At 74.4% G+C, this 20496-nt stretch carries 16 protein-coding genes; 3 read left to right on the forward strand and 13 right to left on the reverse strand.

All coding sequences use genetic code 11. The features are described from left to right. Positions 1-16: 16 nt before the first annotated feature. The 5 genes from BGK67_RS14390 to BGK67_RS14410 all read right to left on the reverse strand — a co-directional run bounded on the left by BGK67_RS14390 (position 17) and on the right by BGK67_RS14410 (position 5935). Positions 17-2080: a (2Fe-2S)-binding protein gene (locus BGK67_RS14390; protein ID WP_069920466.1), complete on the reverse strand. Its 2064-nt coding sequence runs from the start codon at positions 2078-2080 to the stop codon at positions 17-19. Then, positions 2077-2949: an FAD binding domain-containing protein gene (locus tag BGK67_RS14395; protein ID WP_069920467.1), complete on the reverse strand. Its 873-nt coding sequence runs from the start codon at positions 2947-2949 to the stop codon at positions 2077-2079. The genes BGK67_RS14390 and BGK67_RS14395 overlap by 4 nt, the downstream gene beginning before the upstream one ends. A gap of 255 nt (positions 2950-3204) precedes the next feature. Further along, positions 3205-4914: a beta-N-acetylhexosaminidase gene (locus tag BGK67_RS14400; protein WP_069920468.1), complete on the reverse strand. Its 1710-nt coding sequence runs from the start codon at positions 4912-4914 to the stop codon at positions 3205-3207. Positions 4915-5060: 146 nt separating this feature from the next. Continuing rightward, complete coding sequence (locus BGK67_RS14405; RefSeq protein WP_079154180.1) at positions 5061-5345, reverse strand: DUF3039 domain-containing protein; 285 nt, start codon at positions 5343-5345, stop codon at positions 5061-5063. Between the two features lie 29 nt (positions 5346-5374). Beyond that, positions 5375-5935: a YqgE/AlgH family protein gene (locus tag BGK67_RS14410; protein WP_069920470.1), complete on the reverse strand. Its 561-nt coding sequence runs from the start codon at positions 5933-5935 to the stop codon at positions 5375-5377. Positions 5936-6197: 262 nt separating this feature from the next. On the opposite strand from BGK67_RS14410, the gene murA reads away from it, so the two are divergent. Beyond that, complete coding sequence (gene murA, locus BGK67_RS14415; RefSeq protein WP_069920471.1) at positions 6198-7544, forward strand: UDP-N-acetylglucosamine 1-carboxyvinyltransferase; 1347 nt, start codon at positions 6198-6200, stop codon at positions 7542-7544. Positions 7545-7882: 338 nt separating this feature from the next. Here murA and BGK67_RS14420 read toward each other — a convergent pair whose 3' ends face one another. The 8 genes from BGK67_RS14420 to BGK67_RS14455 form a co-directional block, all read right to left on the reverse strand. Beyond that, entirely contained in the window at positions 7883-8164 is a 282-nt protein-coding gene (locus BGK67_RS14420; RefSeq protein WP_007264399.1) for an HU family DNA-binding protein, read from the reverse strand. Between the two features lie 339 nt (positions 8165-8503). After that, positions 8504-9913 (reverse strand): NAD-dependent malic enzyme, encoded by a 1410-nt coding sequence (locus tag BGK67_RS14425; protein ID WP_069920472.1) that lies wholly within the window; start codon positions 9911-9913, stop codon positions 8504-8506. Positions 9914-10378: 465 nt separating this feature from the next. Continuing rightward, on the reverse strand, positions 10379-12685 hold the full coding sequence (locus BGK67_RS14430) for a HelD family protein (protein ID WP_069920473.1): 2307 nt from the start codon (positions 12683-12685) through the stop codon (positions 10379-10381). A gap of 116 nt (positions 12686-12801) precedes the next feature. Next, positions 12802-13371: a CGNR zinc finger domain-containing protein gene (locus BGK67_RS14435; protein WP_069920474.1), complete on the reverse strand. Its 570-nt coding sequence runs from the start codon at positions 13369-13371 to the stop codon at positions 12802-12804. 98 nt (positions 13372-13469) lie between these two features. After that, entirely contained in the window at positions 13470-14018 is a 549-nt protein-coding gene (locus BGK67_RS14440; RefSeq protein WP_069920475.1) for a GNAT family N-acetyltransferase, read from the reverse strand. 32 nt (positions 14019-14050) lie between these two features. After that, positions 14051-15199: a uroporphyrinogen-III synthase gene (locus BGK67_RS14445; RefSeq protein WP_107488810.1), complete on the reverse strand. Its 1149-nt coding sequence runs from the start codon at positions 15197-15199 to the stop codon at positions 14051-14053. Positions 15200-15292: 93 nt separating this feature from the next. Continuing rightward, the gene (locus tag BGK67_RS14450; RefSeq protein WP_069920477.1) at positions 15293-16663 is read right to left on the reverse strand and encodes a nitrate/nitrite transporter; all 1371 of its coding nucleotides are present in this window, start codon (positions 16661-16663) and stop codon (positions 15293-15295) included. A 98-nt stretch (positions 16664-16761) separates the two neighbouring features. Further along, complete coding sequence (locus BGK67_RS14455; protein WP_069920478.1) at positions 16762-17727, reverse strand: LysR family transcriptional regulator; 966 nt, start codon at positions 17725-17727, stop codon at positions 16762-16764. Between the two features lie 94 nt (positions 17728-17821). On the opposite strand from BGK67_RS14455, the gene BGK67_RS14460 reads away from it, so the two are divergent. Continuing rightward, a complete protein-coding gene (locus BGK67_RS14460) occupies positions 17822-19183 on the forward strand; it encodes an MFS transporter (protein ID WP_208948803.1) in 1362 nt (453 codons plus the stop codon). A 47-nt stretch (positions 19184-19230) separates the two neighbouring features. Beyond that, complete coding sequence (locus tag BGK67_RS38875; RefSeq protein ID WP_069920479.1) at positions 19231-20436, forward strand: SH3 domain-containing protein; 1206 nt, start codon at positions 19231-19233, stop codon at positions 20434-20436. Positions 20437-20496 lie beyond the last annotated feature (60 nt).

The raw sequence follows: 20496 nt of genomic DNA on the forward strand, positions 1-20496 counted from the left end.
GCCGCGTCCTGCCCGCTCACGCCGTGCCTCCGTGGTGGATGCCGCCCTCGCCGGGCGCTGCCTGGTGCGGAATGCGAGCCTCCGGCGAGCCGGGAGCCGAACCCGGACCCTGGCCGTGACCCTGCCCCGTCCCGTGCGCCCCTTCGGCCGCCGCCGCCTCGCGGCCCGCCACGACCTCGCGCACGGCGTCGATGACCCCCGCGTACCCGGAGCAGCGGCAGAGGTTGCCGCACAGGGCCTGCCGCGTCTCCAGCTCGCTGGGGGCGTGGTTGCCCTCCAGCAGGTCATGGATGGTCATGGCCATGCCGGGCACGCAGAACCCGCACTGCACCGCACCCGACCTGCACAACGCCTGCTGCACGTCCGAGAGTTCCCCACCCGTCGCGAGACCCTCGACGGTGCGGACCTCGCTCCCGGCGGCCGTCGCGGCCGGGACCAGGCAGGAGGCGACGAGCCGGCCGTCGACCTGCACGGCGCAGGCGCCGCATTCGCCCTGCGAGCAGCCGTCCTTGGCACCGGCGAGGCCGAGCCGCTCGCGCAGCACGTAGAGCAGGGACTCGCCGATCCAGGCCCCGGTGACGGGCCGGTCGGCGCCGTTGACGCGCAGGACGTAGGAGGCCTGCGGGTGCTCGTGATGGGCGGCGGCCTCGGCTGCCGCCGCTTCTTCTCCATACGTCGGCACCTCGGCCGGGAGACCTTCGGCGGTGTCCTCGGCCGGGGGTGCCACAGCGATGTCGGCGGTGTCCCCGGTCGGCGTGGACCCGGCCGGAATCCCGGCCGGCCCCGGGTCGACGCCCGCGAACCCGCGCCCGTCCGTACCCCCGTGCTCCGCGGCAGGCTCCGCGGACGGCCCCGCCGACGACTCCGCGGCCGACCCCGCGGCCGGCTCCGCCTCGGCGACCACCACGGGCTCCGCCTCGGCCCCGCCCACCGGCTCGTCCTCACGGTCAAGACCGGGCTCGAGCACAGACCCGGCCCCAAGCGGCTGCCCGGGCTCGAGCGGCTGCCCCGGCTCAAGCCCCGACCCGGCCTCGCCCTCCGGCTCCGGAGCCTCGGCCTTTGCCGCGACCCGCACTCCCCCGAACAGGTCCAGCCCGCCGGACGCCACCGGGTGCGGACGCTCATCCTCGACCGGCATGGCAGCCGGCCCGTGTGCGGCCTCGATGTCGTGCGGAGCCGGGTGCACCGGCTCGCCCGCCTCCGGGAGGGGGGTGCCCACACCGGGCCCGCCGAGCACGCGCGGCCCGCGCCGCGCCCCGGAACCGCCCCCGGCCCCGGCCGGCGAGCCGAGCCCACCGACCCCGGGTCCGCCCGGCGGCCGCCGCGCGGCGGCCGCCGAAGCGACGGCGTCGTCCGTGCCCGGCAGCGTCCCCGGCTCCGGCTGCGCCGCGTAGTCGGGATGGTCGGCCCACGGCGCCGCGGCGCCGCCCGGCAGGGTCGCCGGGGCCTGGCTCCAGTCGGCGGCCCACTGCCCGGTCGACGAGGACTCGTCCGCGAACCGCCACTCGGCCGTCGCCTGCGGATCCGACTCCTGCTGCGAAGGCGCCTGGAACGGGAAGTGGGACCCGGACTCGAACGCGGACTCGGACTCAGCCCCGGACCCGAGATCAGACCCGGACTCGGACCGGACCCCCGCCCCGAAATCAGAGAAGTCGGACCCGGCCTCCGCGTACGCCTGCGCCTCCGGCTCCGCCTCGGCGAACGCCGCGGCCACCGACGCCGGAAGCGGGACCGACGCCGGGATCGGCCCGCCGACCGGAGCCGCGGCCGGCCCCTGGGCCTGCGGCGCGGCAGCCTCCGACGCCCCCGCCTCCGGCCATTGCACCGGAATCGTCCACGTGCCCGTGGCCGCCGGATCCGTGCTGGCCGAGCCGAGCGGCACGATCATCGGCGGCGGCACGTACCCGTGGCCGGGCGCCGCGAGCGGCTCCCCGGTCCCCAGCGCGTCCAGCATGTCCTGCGGCAGCTTCACGAAGGCCGTCGCGTCGGAGTCGTACTCGCCGCCCTGCGGCACCGGCTCCCAGCCCCAGCTCGCCGTTCCGTTCCCCTGGGTCACGTTCTCGTTCTCGTTCCCGCTCATGAGCTCAGCGCCCTCCCCAGGGCCCTGCGCGCCAGCACGGCCACCGTCCGCCGCAGATGCAGTACACCGGGGGCCACCGGCTCCCCCTGGTCGGGCACGCAGGCGGCCGCGACGTACTCGCCGAAGGCCTCCAGCGCCTCGGGGGCCAGGTGCCGTTCCCCCTCCCAGTCGATCAGCGAGGCCACCCACTGCTCGGCCTCCAGCGGGCGCAGCGGCATGGGGGCGACCGCCCCGATCGCGCAGCGCACACCCCGGCGCGCGGGATCGAGCACCAGCCCCACGGACGCCACCGCGCGCCCCGGCCCCGTACGCCCCGTGGCCTTGAGGAACACCTGCGGGGCGTGCAGCAGCGGCACCCGGACGAAGCCGATCAGTTCGCCGGGCCGCAGCATCTCGCGGCCGGCCAGCAGGTACGACACGGGGATCTCGCGCGATCCGGCCGGGCCGACGATGACGAGCACGGCCTCCAGGGCGGCCAGCACGGGCAGGGCGTCGCCCGTGGGCGCGGCGGAGGCGATGTTGCCGCCGAGGGTGCCCGCGTTGCGGATCTGCGGGGGCCCGGCGGCGCGGGCGGCGGCCGCCAGCGCGGGGATCAGAGCGGCGAAATCCGGCCGTCCCATCCGCGCGTGGGTGAGGCCCGCGCCGAGCAGCGCGTGGCCGTCCTGGTACTGCCAGCCGCGGATCTCGTTGATCCGCCCCAGGCCCACCAGCGCGGCGGGCCGCAGCAGCCCGGCGTTGACGGCGGCCATGAGGTCGGTGCCGCCCGCGACGGGCACGGCGGCGGGCATGGCGGTGAGAGCCGCCACGGCCTCGTCGAGCGAGGCCGGCAGCGTCACGGACTGCGCCGCCTGCGGTGCGTGCGTGGTCAACCCAGCTGCCCCTTCCCGATGTCCCGGTCCCGGCGCTCACGCCTGTCCGCCGTACGGTACGTGCTCACCGCCGGGAGGTGGCAACTCTGGCACATCTTCCCGGACGACCCGCGCGAGGGTGGGCCGGGCGGCCCGGTACCCGGGGCCCGCCCCGGGCGGCCGGGTCCCGGCGCCGCCGGGACCGGGGCACCTTCGACCGATCGCCCGTTTTTCCCCGTATCACCGGAAATCCAGCCAGAGTTCCGGTTCCCGTTGTCACACCTTCGGGGGCGCTCCCTCGATCGGCCGCCCGAGCACCCCCGGGCGCCGCTGCCACGGCAGCGGCCCGCCCGGTGGCCGGTAACCGACCCCGAGGGCGTCCAGTCGCGCGTAGTGCGCGGCCATCCGCCCCTCGAACGAGCCGAAGTCGCGCTCCCCGGGCGGGGGCTGAGGGGACCACACGACCTCGGCGAAGGCCGCCAGCCGGGGGAACACCTGGTAGTCCACGCGGCCTTGGTCCTCCATCACCTCGGTCCACGCGTTGGCCTGGGCGCCGAGCACGTGGGCGGCCGCCTCGGGCGACAACTCCGGCGGTACCGGCTCGAACCGGTACACGTCCTCCAGCGTGCGCACGTAGGCGATGGGCACGGGCTCCTCGGGGCCGGGCGCCTGACGGTAGTCCAGGTACACGTGCTGCTCGGGGCACATCACCACGTCGTGCCCGGCCTCGGCGGCGGCGATCCCGCCCCCGTACCCGCGCCACGAGGAGACGGCCGCGCCCGGCGCGAGCCCGCCCTCCAGGATCTCGTCCCACCCGATCAGCCGCCGCCCGCGCTCGGCGAGCCAGGAGTCGAAGTGCCGGACGAACCAGGACTGGAGGCCGTCCTCGCCGTCCACGCCCAGGTCGCGGACGCGCTCCTGGGCGGCTCCGGAGGCCTTCCACTGCCCTTTGGGGCATTCGTCCCCGCCCACGTGGACGAAGGGCGAGACCTCGGCGGGGAACAGCTCCAGCAGTTCCTCGAAGACCCCCTCGTAGAACCGCAGGACGGCCTCGGTGGGCGCGAGCACGTTCTCGCTGACCCCCCAGTCGTCCCAGACCTCCAGCGCCGCGGTGTCGACGACGTCGGTGTTGCCCAGTTCCGGGTAGGCGGCGATCGCGGCCTGCGAGTGGCCCGGTACGTCGATCTCCGGGACCACCCGGACGTGCCGCTCGGCGGCGTACGCGACGATCTCGCGGAGGTCGTCCTGCGTGTAGTAGCCGCCGTGCGGGGTCTCGTCCCACAGCGGGGAGGCCCGGTGGCCCCGCCGGCTGCGCGCCCGCCACGAGCCGACCTCGGTCAGCCTCGGGTACCGCTTGATCTCGACCCGCCAGCCCTGATCGTCCGTCAAGTGCAGGTGCAGCACGTTGAGCTTGTGCGCGGCGAGCAGGTCGATGTACCGGAGCACCCCGTCCTTGGGCATGAAGTGCCGGGCGACGTCGAGCATCAGCCCCCGCCATCCGAACCGGGGGGCGTCCGCGATCCGTACGTACGGCAGGCTCCAGGTGCGCCCGGGCAGCGGGGCCTTGCGGTAGGCGTCGGGCCCCAGCAGCTGACGCAGCGTCTGGATGCCCCAGAACAGCCCGGCCTCGCTCGCGCCGGTCAGCTCGACGCCGGTCGCGTCGACGGTGAGGGCATACGCCTCGGACGCCGGCCCCGGCCCGGCCCCCGATCCCGACGCCGACCCCGGCCCGGCGCCGCCCACGGCCGCCGGGTCGATCCCGAGCCGTATCCGGGCGACCGTGCCGGTCCCGGCCGCGCCCGCACCGGCCGGCCCCGGACCGGCCGCCGGCAGGCTCCAGCCGGTGGCCGCGCCCAGTTCGCGGCGCAGCCGGCGCGCCGCACCCTCGGCGCCCGGCCCGGCGCAGAGCTCCGGCTCGGGCCCGAACTCGAAGCGGAGCCCGCCCTCGTGGAAGTCGGCGAGCCGGGGTGCGGGGATCAGGTCCATGCGTCAGCCCTTCGCAGCAGCCTGTTGCACTCTGCGCAACGCCCGTTCCACAGAGTGCTCGTCGCGCCGACCCTAGTACGCCAAAGGCCCCCGGGGTACGCCGATGCGCTCCCCGGGGGCCTTGGTCCTGCCGCGGTAGGGCCGGGCTACTCGCCCTTGCCGCCCTTGTCCTTGTCCCCGCCGGGGCCCATGGACTCGTAGATCTCCTTGCACATGGGACAGACCGGGTACTTCTTCGGGTCCCGGCCCGGCACCCAGACCTTGCCGCAGAGCGCGACGACGGGGGTCCCGTCGAGCGCGCTCGCCATGATCTTGTCCTTCTGGACGTAGTGGGCGAAGCGCTCGTGGTCGCCGTCGCCGTGGGACACCTGCGGCGTCGGCTCTACGAGGGTCCCCGTACCAGTCCCGCGCTCGGGCTCAAGAGTGCTCATAAAACCCAGGGTACTGAACGCCGCGGGGGTCAGTTGAGCGACGGGTCGTCCGGATAGGTGGCCACCATCGCGAGCTCGCTGCGCTGGCGGCGCAGGACGGCCCGCCACAGCCGCTCGGGGTCCGGGAAGGACACGTCGCCGGGCTCCGATTCCACGACGTACCAGGCGCCCTCGCCGACCTCGTCCTCCAGCTGGCCCGGGCCCCAGCCCGAGTAGCCGGCGAAGATGCGCAGCGAGCCCAGGGCCGCGGCCAGCAGTTCGGGCGGAGCCTCCAGGTCGACCAGCCCGATCGCGCCGTGCACCCGGCGCCAGCCGAGCGGGCCCTCCTCGCCCGGGATGACCGCCACCCCCAGGGCCGAGTCCAGCGCGACGGGACCGCCCTGGAAGACCACGCCCGGATCGCCGGCCAGCGGGGCCCAGGGCAGCAGGACGTCGCCGACGCCCACCGGGGTCGGCCGGTTCAGGACCACGCCGAGGGAGCCCTGCTCGTCGTGGTCGAGCAGGAGCACCACCGCGCGGTCGAAATTCGGGTCCGCGAGGGCGGGGGTGGCCACGAGCAGCCGCCCTGTGAGGGAGGACACCTCGGTCATGCCGCCATGATCCCGCACAATCGCCCGTCGCGGGGACCGGCCGGGAAGATCGGACCGCCCGCAGCTCAGGCGCACGGCAGCAGGAGGCAGGGCGCGCGGGCGGCGCGAGCGGAACGCGACGCTCCGCCATGTGGTGGGTACGGAGGGTGTTGTACCGAATTCATGACAGTCCTACGGCCGCGTCAGCCATACAAACAAAGGGGTGGTGGCCCTTACTCTTTTCCCTGGCCCCCTGCCCATCCCACTCCGGAACGCGAGATTCATGACCGGCACAGTCAGTGACGATGTACTGCTTGTCCACGGCGGCACCCCGCTCGAGGGCGAGATCCGTGTCCGCGGTGCGAAGAACCTCGTGCCCAAGGCCATGGTCGCCGCTCTGCTCGGCAGCGGACCCAGTCGGCTGCGCAACGTTCCCGACATCCGTGACGTCCGGGTCGTGCGCGGGCTGCTCCAGCTGCACGGGGTGACGGTCCGTCCCGGCGAGGAGCCGGGCGAGCTGGTGCTCGACCCGACCCACGTCGAGAGCGCGAACGTCGCCGACATCGACGCCCACGCGGGCTCGTCGCGCATCCCGATCCTGTTCTGCGGCCCCCTGCTGCACCGCCTCGGCCACGCCTTCATCCCGGGCCTCGGCGGCTGCGACATCGGCGGACGGCCGATCGACTTCCACTTCGACGTGCTCCGCCAGTTCGGCGCGACCATCGAGAAGCGCGAGGGCGGCCAGTACCTGGAGGCCCCCCAGCGCCTGCGCGGCTGCAAGATCCGCCTGCCCTACCCGTCGGTCGGCTCGACCGAGCAGGTGCTGCTGACGGCCGTCCTGGCCGAGGGCGTCACCGAGCTCAGCAACGCCGCCGTGGAGCCCGAGATCGAGGACCTCATCTGCGTACTGCAGAAGATGGGCGCGATCATCTCCATGGACACCGACCGGACCATCCGCATCACCGGTGTCGACCGCCTCGGCGGCTACAACCACAAGGCGCTCCCGGACCGCCTGGAGGCCGCCTCCTGGGCTTCCGCGGCCCTGGCGACCGGTGGCAACATCTACGTGCGCGGCGCCCAGCAGCGCTCGATGATGACCTTCCTGAACACCTTCCGCCGGGTCGGCGGCGCGTTCGAGATCGACGACAACGGCATCCGCTTCTGGCACCCGGGCGGCCCGCTCAAGGCCATCGCGCTGGAGACGGACGTGCACCCCGGCTTCCAGACCGACTGGCAGCAGCCGCTGGTCGTGGCCCTGACGCAGGCCTCCGGCCTCTCGATCGTCCACGAGACGGTCTACGAGTCCCGGCTCGGCTTCACCTCGGCACTGAACCAGATGGGTGCTCACATCCAGCTGTACCGCGAGTGCCTGGGCGGCAGCGCGTGCCGCTTCGGCCAGCGCAACTTCCTGCACTCGGCGGTCGTCTCCGGCCCCACCAAGCTGCAGGGCGCCGACCTGGTCATCCCCGACCTGCGCGGCGGGTTCTCGTACCTGATCGCGGCGCTGGCGGCCGAGGGCACCTCGCGCGTCCACGGCATCGACCTGATCAACCGCGGCTACGAGAACTTCATGGAGAAGCTCGTGGAGCTCGGCGCGAAGGTCGAGCTGCCGGGCGGCGACCTCGTCTGAGCCGTCCGACGGCCCCGCGGCGGCGTCCGCGGGGCCGTCGGACCGTCAGAAAGCCCCCCGCGGGCCCCGCAAGGGCCCCGGGGGGCTTTCTCATGGCCCCTCAGGCGCCCCGTGGGCTCCCAGAGGCCCCGGGGGCGCGGCGGCGCGCGCCGGACCCGGCAGGGCCAGGCGAGGGGCCGGCAGGGGCCGGGGCCGGCGGCAGCGGCCGGGCGCGAGGCCGGGGCGCCCCGAAGCGGGCCCGGGACGGCCGAAGGGCGGCCACCCCGTCCGGGGTGGCCGCCCTTCGCCGTACTGCTGCCGTTCCGAAGGCCTGTGCGGCCTTCGGCGCCGGGGCAGGACTACTTGCCCTTGGCGGCTTCCTTGAGCTTGGAGCCCGCGGAGACCTTCACGCTGTAGCCGGCCGGGATCTGGATGGGGTCGCCGGTCTGCGGGTTGCGCGCGGTGCGAGCGGCACGGTGGGTGCGCTCGAAGGTCAGGAAGCCGGGGATGGTGACCTTCTCGTCGCCCTTGGCGACGATCTCGCCGACGGTCTCGGCGAGCGCGGCCAGAACGGCGTCGGCGTCCTTGCGGGTCACCTCGGCGCGCTCGGACAGAGCGGCCACCAGCTCACTGCGGTTCATGTTGTACTCCCGTGTTCAACTTGCCTTAGAGGCGTGAGATCGAAGCCGATGCTGCCAGGGCCCTCGGACAGTCCCCGGACCCGGGTCTGAACGTCAGACCCTCTCGCCCGGTTACGCATCCTGCCCCCACCAGCGGCGGGAAAGCCAATCCGGCACCCGCCGGGGTCACACGAAAAGCGCCACAGTCACGCCGCGGTGACGCTCCGTCCACGCCCTCGCCCATACGTTGCCGCGCACCGCGGACCTCGCGGGTATCCCCGCAACCCTAGAGGCGCCCCGCACGGCCCGCATCTCGCGACGCGCCGGGCGGGACGCCCGTGAGGGCGGTCACAGCCCCGGTCAGCCCACCGGGACGGTGGCGGCCTTGCGGACGGCTCCCGCGACGGCGCCGGCGACCTTGTCGTTGAAGACCGACGGGATGATGTAGTTCGCGTTCAGCTCGTCCTCGCCGACGACGTCCGCCAGGGCGCTCGCGGCGGCCAGCATCATCTCGGTGTTCACGGTCCGCGACTGGGCGTCCAGCAGGCCGCGGAAGACACCCGGGAAGACCAGCACGTTGTTGATCTGGTTCGGGAAGTCGGAGCGCCCGGTGGCGACGACGGCGGCGGTCTGACGGGCGACGGCCGGGTCCACCTCGGGGTCCGGGTTCGCGAGCGCGAACACGATCGCGCCTTCCGCCATCGCGGCCACGTCCTCGCCGGAGAGCACGTTGGGGGCGGAGACGCCGATGAACACGTCGGCGCCGACCACGGCCTCCTTCAGCGTGCCCGTGTAGCCCTCGGGGTTGGTGTTGTCGGCGATCCAGCGCAGCGGGGAGTCGGGGGCCGCGTCGACGAGGTCGGGGCGGCCCGCGTGCACGACGCCGTGGATGTCGGCGCTGACGGCGTTCTTGACGCCCGCCGCCAGGAGCAGCTTGAGGATGGCGGTACCGGCCGCACCGGCGCCCGACATGACCACCTTGACGTCCCCAACTGCCTTGCCCACGACGCGCAGTGCGTTGGTGAGCGCGGCGAGCACCACGATCGCGGTGCCGTGCTGGTCGTCGTGGAAGACCGGGATGTCCAGGGCCTCGCGCAGGCGGGCCTCGATCTCGAAGCAGCGCGGCGCGGAGATGTCCTCGAGGTTGATGCCCGCGAAGCCGGGGGCGATGGCCTTGACGATGGCGACGATCTCGTCGCTGTCCTGGGTGTCGAGGCAGATCGGCCACGCGTCGATGCCGGCGAAGCGCTTGAAGAGGGCCGCCTTGCCCTCCATGACGGGCAGCGCGGCCATCGGGCCGATGTTGCCCAGGCCCAGGACGGCCGAGCCGTCCGTCACGACTGCGACGGAGTTGCGCTTGATGGTCAGGCGGCGGGCGTCCTCGGGGTTCTCGGCGATCGCCATGCACACGCGGGCCACGCCCGGGGTGTAGATCATCGAGAGGGCGTCACGGTTGCGGATGGGGTGCTTGGACGCCATCTCGATCTTGCCGCCGAGGTGCATGAGGAAGGTGCGGTCGGAGACCTTGCCGAGGCTGACGCCCTCGATCCCCCGCAGCTTCTCGACGATCTCGTCCGCGTGCGCGGTGGAGGTCGCGGCGATGGTGACGTCGATCCGGAGCTTCTCGTGGCCGGAGGCGGTCACGTCGAGGCCGGTGACCGATCCGCCGGAGGACTCCACGGCGGTGGTGAGCTGGGAGACCGCGGTTCCGCTCGCGGGCACTTCCAGGCGGACCGTCATCGAATACGAGACGCTGGGCGCCGTTGCCATGGCCGTGTTCCTCTTCTGTCCCTGGTTTTCGCTGTACACACAGGGCCCGGCACACAGCAGGCGGCGTGGCGGGACCTGTTGTCCGATCGTCCCACCTACCAGCCGGTACAAGGTAACCAGCTACAAATTCCGGAAAGACACTTCCACCATACGAGATAACAGGGGTGCGGTGGAAGGGCGGGGCACACGAAACAGGTCCGCGCCCCCCACGGAGTGGGGGGCGCGGACCTGTGCTGCTCCGTCTATGACACCGACCCGCCATGCTCGCCTCGCGGCAAGTGGTCGCTCGAAGCGACGAAGGTTGGGCCCGGGGGCTTGGATCGAGTCGGTGCCTTCACCAGGCTAACAAAGGATCGCCGAATGCGGTCCCCCTCCAGGCGCCCGGTTTGTGCCGACCACGCTGCCGGCCGCGGACCATACGGCCGTACGGCGGGCGCGAGCCCCGCGCGCACGGCCGGGTGGGCGTTACGGGAGCAGCAGTTCCGGTACGCCGGACGCGTCGGGCCGGTCCCGCTCCGCCGAGACCACCGTCAGCTGCTGCGTCGCGCGCGTCAGCGCCACGTACAGCACCCGCAGGCCCGCCGGGGACTCGTCCGCGATCTCCGCCGGGGAGACGACGACGGTGGCGTCGTACTCCAGGCCCTTGGCCTCCAGGCTGCCCAGCGCCACCGCCCGCTGCCCGAGGCCGGCGAGCCAGCCCGCGGCCTCCGCGCGCCGGTCCATGGCCACGACCACGCCGACGGTGCCGTCGACCTGCTCCAGCAGCCGGCGGGTCTCCTCCCGCACCGTGGCGCCCAGATCGTCCCCGGCCGCCGCGAAGCGGGGCTCCAGGCCCGTGGAGCGCACCGCCGACGGCGGCTCCATGCCGGGCATCGCCAGGCGCAGCACCCGGGCCGCGACCTCGGCGACCTCGGCCGGGTTGCGGTAGTTCACCGTCAGCGTGAACCGCTTGCGCGGTCGGGACCCGAGGGCCTCGTCGCGGGCCGCGGCCGCCTCGTCCGGGTCGGTCCAGGAGGACTGCGCCGGGTCGCCGACCACCGTCCAGGTGCCCGTCCGGCCCCGCCGGCCCACCATCCGCCACTGCATCGGCGTCAGGTCCTGGGCCTCGTCCACGATGACGTGCGCGTACTCGGTGCGCTCCGCCGCGAGCCGCTCGGCCCGCTCCCACTGGGTCTCCTCGCGGGTCGGCATCAGCTCCTCCAGCCCGCTGAGCTGGTCCAGCGGATCCATCTCCCGCTTGCGCTTGGGCCGGGCGGGCGCGCCGAGCAGCTGCTGGAGCTCGTCCAGCAGCGCCACGTCGTGCACCGACAGGGGACCCTTGCCGTCCGGGCCCACCCGGCGCAGCGAGCGGGCCAGCCGGCGGATCTCGCGCGGGTTCAGCTCGCGGCGCGACCAGCGGCCGAGCCGCCGCTCGTCGGCCATGGCGGCCAGCACCCCGCGCGGGGTGAGCTCGGGCCACCAGCGGTCGAGGAAGTCGATGAAGGCGTCCTCGGTGGAGATGTCCTCGTCGAAGGCGGAGCGCAGCTCGGCGGCCAGCTCCGGGTCGCTGTGCCGGCCGGACTGGCCGGAGCGGGCGTACAGGGCGTCGAGCAGCAGCTTGCGGGCGCGCGGGCGCAGCAGGTTCACCGGCGCGGTGCCGCCGAGCACGTTCTGCCGGATCCGGTTCAGCTCGTCGGCCTCCAGCTCCTGGCGGCGCCCGAAGGCCACCACGCGCAGCCGGTCGGGGGCGCCGCCGAGCTCCAGGGCGCCCCGTACGGCCTTGCGGAGCACCTTCAACATCCGCGAGGAGCCCTTGATCCGAGCCACGGCCGGGTCGTCGTACGTGGTCGCCTCGGCGCCGTCGACCAGCGAGCCCAGCGCCCGGATGGCGACCTGCCCCTCCTCACCGAGGGAGGGCAGCACGCCCTCGGTGTACGCGACGAGCAGCGGGGTCGGGGAGACGATCAGGATGCCGCCGGAGTAGCGGCGCCGGTCCTGGTAGAGCAGGTAGGCGGCGCGGTGCAGGGCGACGGCGGTCTTGCCGGTGCCGGGCCCGCCCGCGACCTCGGCGACGGAGGCGGCGGGGGCGCGGATGACGAGGTCCTGCTCGGCCTGGATGGAGGAGACGATGTCCCGCATCGAGTGCGTACGGGCCCGTCCGAGGGCGGCCATCAGGGCGCCGTCGCCGATGGCGGGCAGCTCCCGGCCGTCCAGGAAGGCGGTGACCTCGGGGCGCATCAGGTCGTCCTCGACGCCCAGCACCTTGCGGCCCTTGGAGCGGATGACCCGGCGGCGTACGACGCGGCCGGGGTCCTTGGGCGTGGAGCGGTAGAACGGCGCGGCCGCCGGGGCCCGCCAGTCGATGACCAGCGGCGCGTAGTCGGAGTCCAGGACTCCGATGCGGCCGATGTGCAGGGTCTCGGCGATGTCGGCGGTGAGGTCCTCGCGGATCGCGTCGTCGGCGGGCTCGACGGAGGTGTAGGCGCCGTCCGGGCCGCGCTCCCCGTCCTTGCCGAGCACCAGGTCGACGCGGCCGAAGAGGAAGTCCTCGAACTCGTTGTTGAGCCGGTTCAGGTGGATGCCCGCCCGGAAGACCTGCGCGTCGCGCTCGGCGAGGGCGCCGGGGGTGCCCACCTGGCCGCGCTGAGCGGCGTCGTTCATCAGGAACTCGGCCTCGTGGATCTTCTCCTCGAGGCGTCGGTACACCTGGTCGAGATGCGTCTGCTCGACCGCGATCTCCCGATCTCGGACGGAATCCGCCGTGCTGTCGACAGCGGCATTCTGCGCGGCCACCAAGGCCCCCTTCTGACGTGCATGGGCGACCGTCAACCGTACGCGAATCGGCGCCCTGTCCGCACGCCCGTTCCGGAACCGTGCCGGGCGGTGTCGTGCCGGCCGGCCCGGACCGCCTAGACGGATCCCGCGGCCAGGACCCGGCGGCGGTGCCGGGCCACGCGCTCCCGGTTGCCGCACAGCTCGCTGGAGCACCAGCGGCGCCGGTGGCCGCGGGAAGTGTCCAGGTAGACCCGGGTGCAGCCGTCGCCCTCGCAGGCCCTCAGCAGCGCCAGGTCGCCGGGGTCGGTGAGCAGCTCGACGGCGTCGCGGGCCACGACCGCGAGCAGGGCCCCGCACTCCACGCCGCCGCACAACTCCCGTACGAGGTGCCCTTCCCGGTCCCGTACGGCACACAGGCCGGGGGGTGGCCCGGCGGCCAGCGCGTTGACCCGGGCGAGGGCCTGCGCCGCGGCGGGCGACGGCGCGGCCGCGTCCAGTTCCGCCCGTACGAGGGTCTCCACGTCGGAGCGCAGGGAGCGGAACGCGGCCGCCCAGTCCGGGCCGACCCGGGCGAGCGGCGTCCGGTCGGGCACCAGCCCGGCTCCGGCGAGCCACAGCCGCAGCCCGTCACCGTCCGCAAGCCCCTCGTGGGGGGCGAGAGTGGCCACCAGGTCCAGGCAGACCCGGCCGGAGTCGAACCGCATGCCCGTCACCGCCTCGCGTCGTGGGGCGCCCCACCAGAGTGCCGCCCCGCGGGTACGAGCGGAAGCCCCCGACGGGGCCCAGGCCCGGTCCGGGAGGGCTATACCGGCGGGGGATCGTCGTGCAGGAGGCGCTGGAAGAGGCGGTGGTCGCGCCAGGCGCCGTCGATGTGCAGGTAGCGCGGGGCGATCCCGTACTCCTCGAAGCCGGCCTTGCGCAGCACCCGCTGCGAGGCGAGGTTGCCGAGCAGGGTCCCGGCCTCCACGCGGTGCAGGCCCGCCTCCTCGCGGGCGACCCGGCACACCTCCTCCAGGGCGGCGGTGGCCAGGCCCTTGCCGTTCCAGTCCCGGTCCACCCAGTAGCCCACGCCGCCGCTGCACAGCGGACCGAGCGCGATCGAGCCCAGGTTGATCGCGCCGACCGGCGTCCCGCCCGCCGCCTCGACCAGGACGTACGGGACCATCCGCCCGGCGTCCCGGTCCGCGAGCATGCCCTCGATGCGGGCCCGCTGGCCGCGCTCGGTGTAGAACTCCGGCGGCCGGGCCGGTTCGAAGGGCGCCATGAAGGCCCGGTTGCGCGCGTAGGCCTCGGCCAGCCCGGCGGCGTCGCCGGCTTCCAGGCCCCTCATCTCCACGCCGTCAATGATCATTGCCGCACGCTAGCCCAGGGCCTCCCCGCGCGTCACGGGGCGGACCGCTCCCCGTACTTGGCCTCGCCGCCCGCGTCCAGCGACAGCCGGTAGCCCCGCTTCACCACGGTCTGGATCATCTTCGGGGCGCCCAGCGCCACCCGCAGGCGGGCCATCGCCGTCTCCACGGCGTGCTCGTCGCGCCCCGCGCCCGGCAGCACCCGCAGCAGTTCGGCCCGGGCCACCACCCAGCCCGGCCGCCGGGCCAGGGCCCGCAGCAGGGCCATCCCGGCGGGCGGCACCGGCCGCAGCTCCTCGTCGACCAGGACCGCGTGCCCGCGGATCTCCAGCCGGTGCCCGGCCACCGGCAGCACCCTCGCCCGGCCGGGCAGCTCCTGGCAGAGCAGTTGGACCAGCGGCCCCAGCCGGAACCGCTCCGGCTGCACGGTGTCCACCCCGTGCGCCTGCAGCGGCAGCGCGGTCACCGGCCCCACGCACGCGGCCAGCACCCCGCCCCGCAGCGCCGCCAGCACCGGTTCCCGTACGCCGCGCTCCTCGGCCCGCGACAGCAGCGAGGCCGCCGCCGGCGCCGAGGTGAAGCTGACCGCGTCCACCGCGCCGCCCACGACCGCGTCCAGCAGCCGGTCCAGCGGGGCGAGGTCCTCGGGCGCCATCCACCGGTACACCGGGACCACCACCACCTCGGCCCCGCCGGCCCGCAGCGCCTCGACGAAGCCGGGCAGCGGCTCCCCGTGCAGCTGGAGGGCGATCCGGCGTCCGGCCACCCCGCCCGCCAGCAGCCGCTCCAGCACCTCGGCGAGCGATTCCGACTCCGGCGACCAGGCCTCCACCAGCCCGGCGGCCCGGACGGCGCCCTTCACCTTCGGCCCCCGCGCCAGGAGTTCGGTGGTCCGCAGCCGCGCCAGCAGCTCCTCGCCGACCCCCCACCCGTCGGCGGCCTCGATCCAGCCGCGGAACCCGATCGCGGTGGTGGCCACCACCGCGTCCGGCGCGCAGTCGATCAGCTCCTTGGTGGCGGCGAGGAGTTCGCTGTCGTCGGCCAGCGGGACGATCCGCAGCGCGGGCGCGTGCAGCACGGAGGCCCCGCGCCGGCGCAGCAGGGCGATGAGTTCGTCCGCGCGCCGGGCGGCGGTGACGCCGACGGTGAAGCCCGCGAGCGGACCGGTCTTGGTGTCGTCCATCGTGACCTGCCTTGTGACGTGCATGGGGGGTGCGGGTGGACCGAGCCTGCCAAGGCGGCGTGTCGGACTCGGTTCACCCGTATTTCGCCCCGGTTACACCGACGTGAGCTGCGGTTTCGCCTCGACCCCGGCCGCCGGGACGGTCGCGGCCGCCGGCCGGCGAAGGTATACCGCCCAGGTCACCGCGCAGCACAGGGCGTAGAAGCCGAGGAAGGTGACGAAGGCCGCCGTGCCCGACCCGGAGGTGAGGAACGCCTCCCGGAAGACCAGGTTGATGCCCAGTCCGCCGAGCGCCCCGACCGCCCCGATCAGCCCCATGGCGGCCCCGGACAGCCGCCGTCCGTACGCGGCGGCGGCCTCGCCGCTCATTCCGCGTGCCAGCGCCTTGGCCTGGAAGATGCCCGGGATCATCTTGTACGTCGAGCCGTTGCCGAGCCCGCTCAGTACGAACAGGGCCACGAACCCGACGAGGAACACCTCCAGCGAGTGCCGCTGCGAGGCGAACACCACCACGCCGGTCGCCGCCGCCATCGCCACGAAGGTTCCCAGGGTGATCCGTGCCCCGCCGAACCGGTCGGCCAGGGCGCCGCCCACCGGCCGGATCAGTGAGCCGAGCAGCGGCCCGATGAAGGTGAGCGAGGCGGCCTGCAGCGGGGTGCGCCCGAACTGGGTCTGGAGCACGAGTCCGAAGGCGAAGCTGTATCCGATGAAGGACCCGAAGGTGCCGATGTACAGGAACGCCATGATCCAGGTGTGCGCGTCCCCGACCGCTTCGCGGACGGCGCCGGTGTCGTTGCGCACGGGCGCCAGGTTGTCCATGCGCGCGAGGGCCAGCGCCGCCGCGACCACGACCAGCGGGATGTAGACGGCGAGCAGCAGCCGCGGGTGCCCGGCTCCGGCGGTGGCGATGACCAGCAGTCCGGCCAGCTGCACCACCGGTACGCCGATGTTGCCGCCGCCGGCGTTCAGTCCGAGCGCCCAGCCCTTCTTGCGCAGCGGGAAGAAGGCGTTGATGTTCGTCATCGACGAGGCGAAGTTGCCGCCGCCGACGCCGGTGAGGGCGGCCACGGCCAGGAAGGTGCCGTAGGAGGTGCCGGGCTCCATGACCAGCATCGCGGCCACCGTGGGCGCCAGCAGCAGGAGTGCGCTGAAGACGGTCCAGTTCCGGCCGCCGAAGCGGGCGACGGCGAAGGTGTAGGGCACCCGTACGAGCGCGCCGACGAGGGTGGCGGTGGCGATCAGGAAGAACTTCCCGGCCGGGTCGATCCCGTACTCGGGTCCCATGAACAGGACCATCACGGACCAGAGCGACCAGATGGAGAACCCGATGTGCTCGGAGAGCACGGAGTAGACGAGGTTGCGGCGGGCGACCCGCTCGCCGGTCTCCTTCCAGAACGTCTCGTCCTCGGGATCCCACCGCTCGATCCAGCGGCCCCCCTTGCGCGGTGCGGTCGTACCGGTCATCACACGCCCTCCACAGCTGTCGCGTCCGTGGCCACGACCGTAGGAAGGGCGCGTTTCGGCCCCGGTCCCCGCCGGATGACCGCCGGGAAACCTTGCTCTCACCCGGCGCCATGGCCGTGTGTGAGCCGGGCGGGGACCCAGGTCCCGGCGGGGGGTTCCAGCCAGCCGTGCTCGGCGGCCAGTGCGGCGGCCGCGGCGCGCAGCGCGTCCAGGCCGGGGTGGCCGAAACCCCGCCGCCACACCATCGACAGCGGGGACAGCGGGACGGGGTCGGTCAGCGGGCGCTTCACGCAGGCGGGCATGTCGAGGAAGTCCACGGTCACCAGGACCGGATTGCCGGTCTTGGCCATCACCCGGCCGAACTCCTCCTTCCCCACGGCGACGGGGGCGGGCGGCGCCATCTCGATCCCGCGCCCGGCGAACAGCTCGCGGGCGAGCTCCGTCCACTCCACGGTCCGCGGGTTCCCGGCCCCCGCGTACACGGTCTCCCCGGCCAGCGCGTCCACCCGTACGGCGTCCTCGGCGGCCAGCGGGTGCCCCTCGGGCAGCAGGACGGCGAGCGGCTCGTACCGTACGGGCGCCTGCGCGAGGCGCGTCCGGAGCCCCGGGGCCAGGCCGTCGGCGTACCCGAAGGCGACGTCGAGCCGGCCGGCGGCGATCTCGGCGGCGGCGTGGGTGAGGCCGCTTTCGAAGCGGGCCATCAGCTCGCAGTCCGGGGCGAGTTCGCGGGCCCGTTCCAGGACCCGGCGGCCCGTGCTGGGGCCGTCGGTGTTCAGGTCGACGAGGAGGGCCCGCGGGGCGGTGAAGGCGGCGGCCAGCTCCTCGTGCGCGGCCAGCGCCCGCCGGGCGAGCGGCAGCAGCCGCAGCCCGTCGGGGGTCAGCTCGACCGCGCGGGTGGTCCGGGCGAACAGGGCGGCGCCCAGGGCCTGTTCGAGCCGCCGGACATCGCGGCTGAGGGCCTGCTGGGCGACGTAGAGGCGGGCGGCGGCACGGGTGAAGTGCAGCTCCTCGGCGGCGGCGACGAACCCGCGCAGCAGCCGGGGGTCCACATCACGGGGGTTCACCCCAGGAGACTAACAACCGAATGCGGTGAATGGCCTCCGAACAGGTGTTGGACGCCGAACGGGGCTCCGCCCGAGGGTGGTTGCCATGCCCCTCATGACCGTCACCGGCACCACGCTCGTCCTCGCCGCCCCGGCGACCGCCGCACCCGCGCCCGCGCCTGCTCCCGCGCCCGCCCGCCCCGCCCCCGCGAACGCTCCCGCGCCTGCCGCCGCGCCCGCGCCCGGCCCCGCCGCGGCGGGCCGCGTCAGCGGTCCGTACCGCCGCCTGTTCGCCCTTCCCGGGACCCGCGCCTTCACCGCCGGGAACCTGCTCGCCCGGCTCCCCATGGGCATGTTCGGGGTCAGCGCGGTCATGATGATCGCCGGCCAGCGCGGTTCGTACGCCCTCGCCGGGGCGGTCACGGCCACCGGCCTGGCCGCCACGGCCCTGGTAGCGCCCTGGACGGCCCGGCTCGTCGACCGGTACGGACAGGCCCGCGTCGCCGTGCCCGCCACCCTGGTCGCGGTCCTCGGCTCCCTGTGCCTGGTCGTGTGCGTCCGGACCGGGGCACCGGCCTGGACCCTCTTCGCCTCCTACGCGGCGACCGCCACCACCCCCAACATCGGGGGCATGTCCCGGGCCCGCTGGACCCACCTGCTGCGCGACTCCCCGGCCTCGCACCACACCGCGATGTCCTTGGAACAGGCCGCGGACGAACTGTGCTTCCTGCTCGGCCCGGTGCTGGCCGCCTTCCTCTGCACGGCCGTCTTCCCCGAGGCCGGCACCCTCGCCGGCGCGGCCCTCTTCCTCACCGGGATGCTGGTCTTCACCGCCCAGCGCTCCACGGAGCCCCCGGCGGCGGGGGCGGTGCCCCGCCACGGCTCGCCGCTGCGCGCCCTGGCTCCGCTCCTGGCCCTGTTCGGCTGCCTGGGGCTGGTGTTCGGCTCGATGGAGGTCGCCTCGATCGCCTACCTCGACGCCGCAGGGCTGGGCGCCGCGTCCGGACTGGTCCTCGCCCTCCAGGCGGCGGGCTCCTGCGCGGCGGGGCTCCTCTACGGCACCCTGCGCCCCCGCGCGCTGCGGACCTGCGTGTGCGCCCTGGCCGTCCTCATGGCCCTGCCCTGGGCCGCGGCGGCCACCGGCTCGCCGGCCGCGCTCGCCGGGGCCCTGCTGTTGGCCGGCATGGCCACGGCCCCGACGATGGTCACCGCGATGTCCCGGGTCCACGCCCTGACCCCGGCGGGCCGCCTCAACGAGGGCATGACCCTCGCGGTCACCGCCATCCTCGCGGGCATCGCGGCCGGCTCCGCCACGGCGGGCCTGACGGTCGACCGCCTCGGTGCGACGACGGCCTACCTGCTGCCCGCGGCGGCCGCGGTCGCCGCCGTGGCGGCTGCGGCGGCAGGGCGATTCATCCGGCGGGCGGGTGATCGTTCCCGCGTGGTACGCACCGCCGCCGCCCTCGATCCGCGATAACTGGGGGTGCCTTCCCCCAGCGCCCTTTCTCCGCGGAGGAACACCCTTTGTCTGCTCACCGCTCCGTTTCGGCTGCCGTGATCGTCGCGGCCGTCACCGCCTCCTGTCTCGTACCGGCCGTTCCCGCCCTCGCCGACTCGGCGGGGCCGCGGTTCTCCCAGCCGTACGTCCCCTCGATCGCTCCCGGCCGTACGGGCCGCGTCGTCATCGCCGCGGCCACCGGGATGGATCAGGCCGTCCGCAGCACCTTCCGGATCACCGCTCCGGAACGGACGACCTTCCCGGAGGCCCGCTTCTACTGGAACGGCCGGCGCACGGCCTCCCCGTGCACGCTCTCGCGCGACGCCCGGCAGCTGACCTGCGAGGCCGGAACCCGCGCGGGCTTCGTCTTCCCCGCGAACGAGCAGACCCGGCTCGGCGTGTCCGTCCGGGTGGACGCGAACGCCCCGGAGGGCACGACGCTGGACGGCGGCGAGTGGGCGACCGGCGCCGAGGCGCCCGCCCTGTTCGCCGTGGCCACCGCGGTGACCGGGCCCACGGGCCCCAAGGGCGACGACGGCAAGCCCGGAAAGCCCGGCCACCACGGCAAGCCCGGAAAGCCCGGCCACCACGGCAAGCCCGGCAAGCCGGGCCCGAAGGGCGAGAAGGGCGACAAGGGGGACAGGGGCGACACCGGCCCCCGGGGCCCCGTAGGACCCCAGGGCCCCGAGGGCCCTGAAGGCCCGGCCGGACCCGAGGGACCGCAGGGCCCCGCAGGCGGCCCGCCCGGACCCCAGGGTCCTCAGGGACCCGCCGGACCCGCCGGACCCCAGGGCCCCAAGGGCAACCAGGGCAAGCCCGGAAAGCCCGGCCCCGCCGGACCCAAGGGCAACCACGGCAAGCCCGGAAAGCCCGGGCCCGCCGGACCGAAGGGCCCCAAGGGCCCCCAGGGCCTGCCGGGCAAGCCCGGTCCGCAGGGCCCGAAGGGCCCCAAGGGTGACACCGGCAAGCCCGGCGACTGCAAGTGCGGCGGCCACCACGAGCACCCGAAGGCCAAGATCGTCGCCCCCGGCAAGGGCCTCGGCATCCGCTCCGGCCCCGGCACCCAGTACGCGAAGAAGGGCAAGGCCCCGTCCGGCACGGTGGTCAAGCTCCAGTGCAAGGTCAACGGCCAGAACGTCGACGGCAATTCGATCTGGTACAAGCTCGCCGACGGCAGCGGCTGGATCTCCGCCCGCTACGCCCTGAACCTCAACAAGGTGCCGTTCTGCTAGCAGCCGCCCCCGGCTGACATGACGAAGGCCCCGCAGCCGAGAGGCTGCGGGGCCTTTGCC

The organism is Streptomyces subrutilus (assembly GCF_001746425.1).
In the GTDB taxonomy this organism is placed as follows: Bacteria; Actinomycetota; Actinomycetes; order Streptomycetales; family Streptomycetaceae; genus Streptomyces; species Streptomyces subrutilus_A.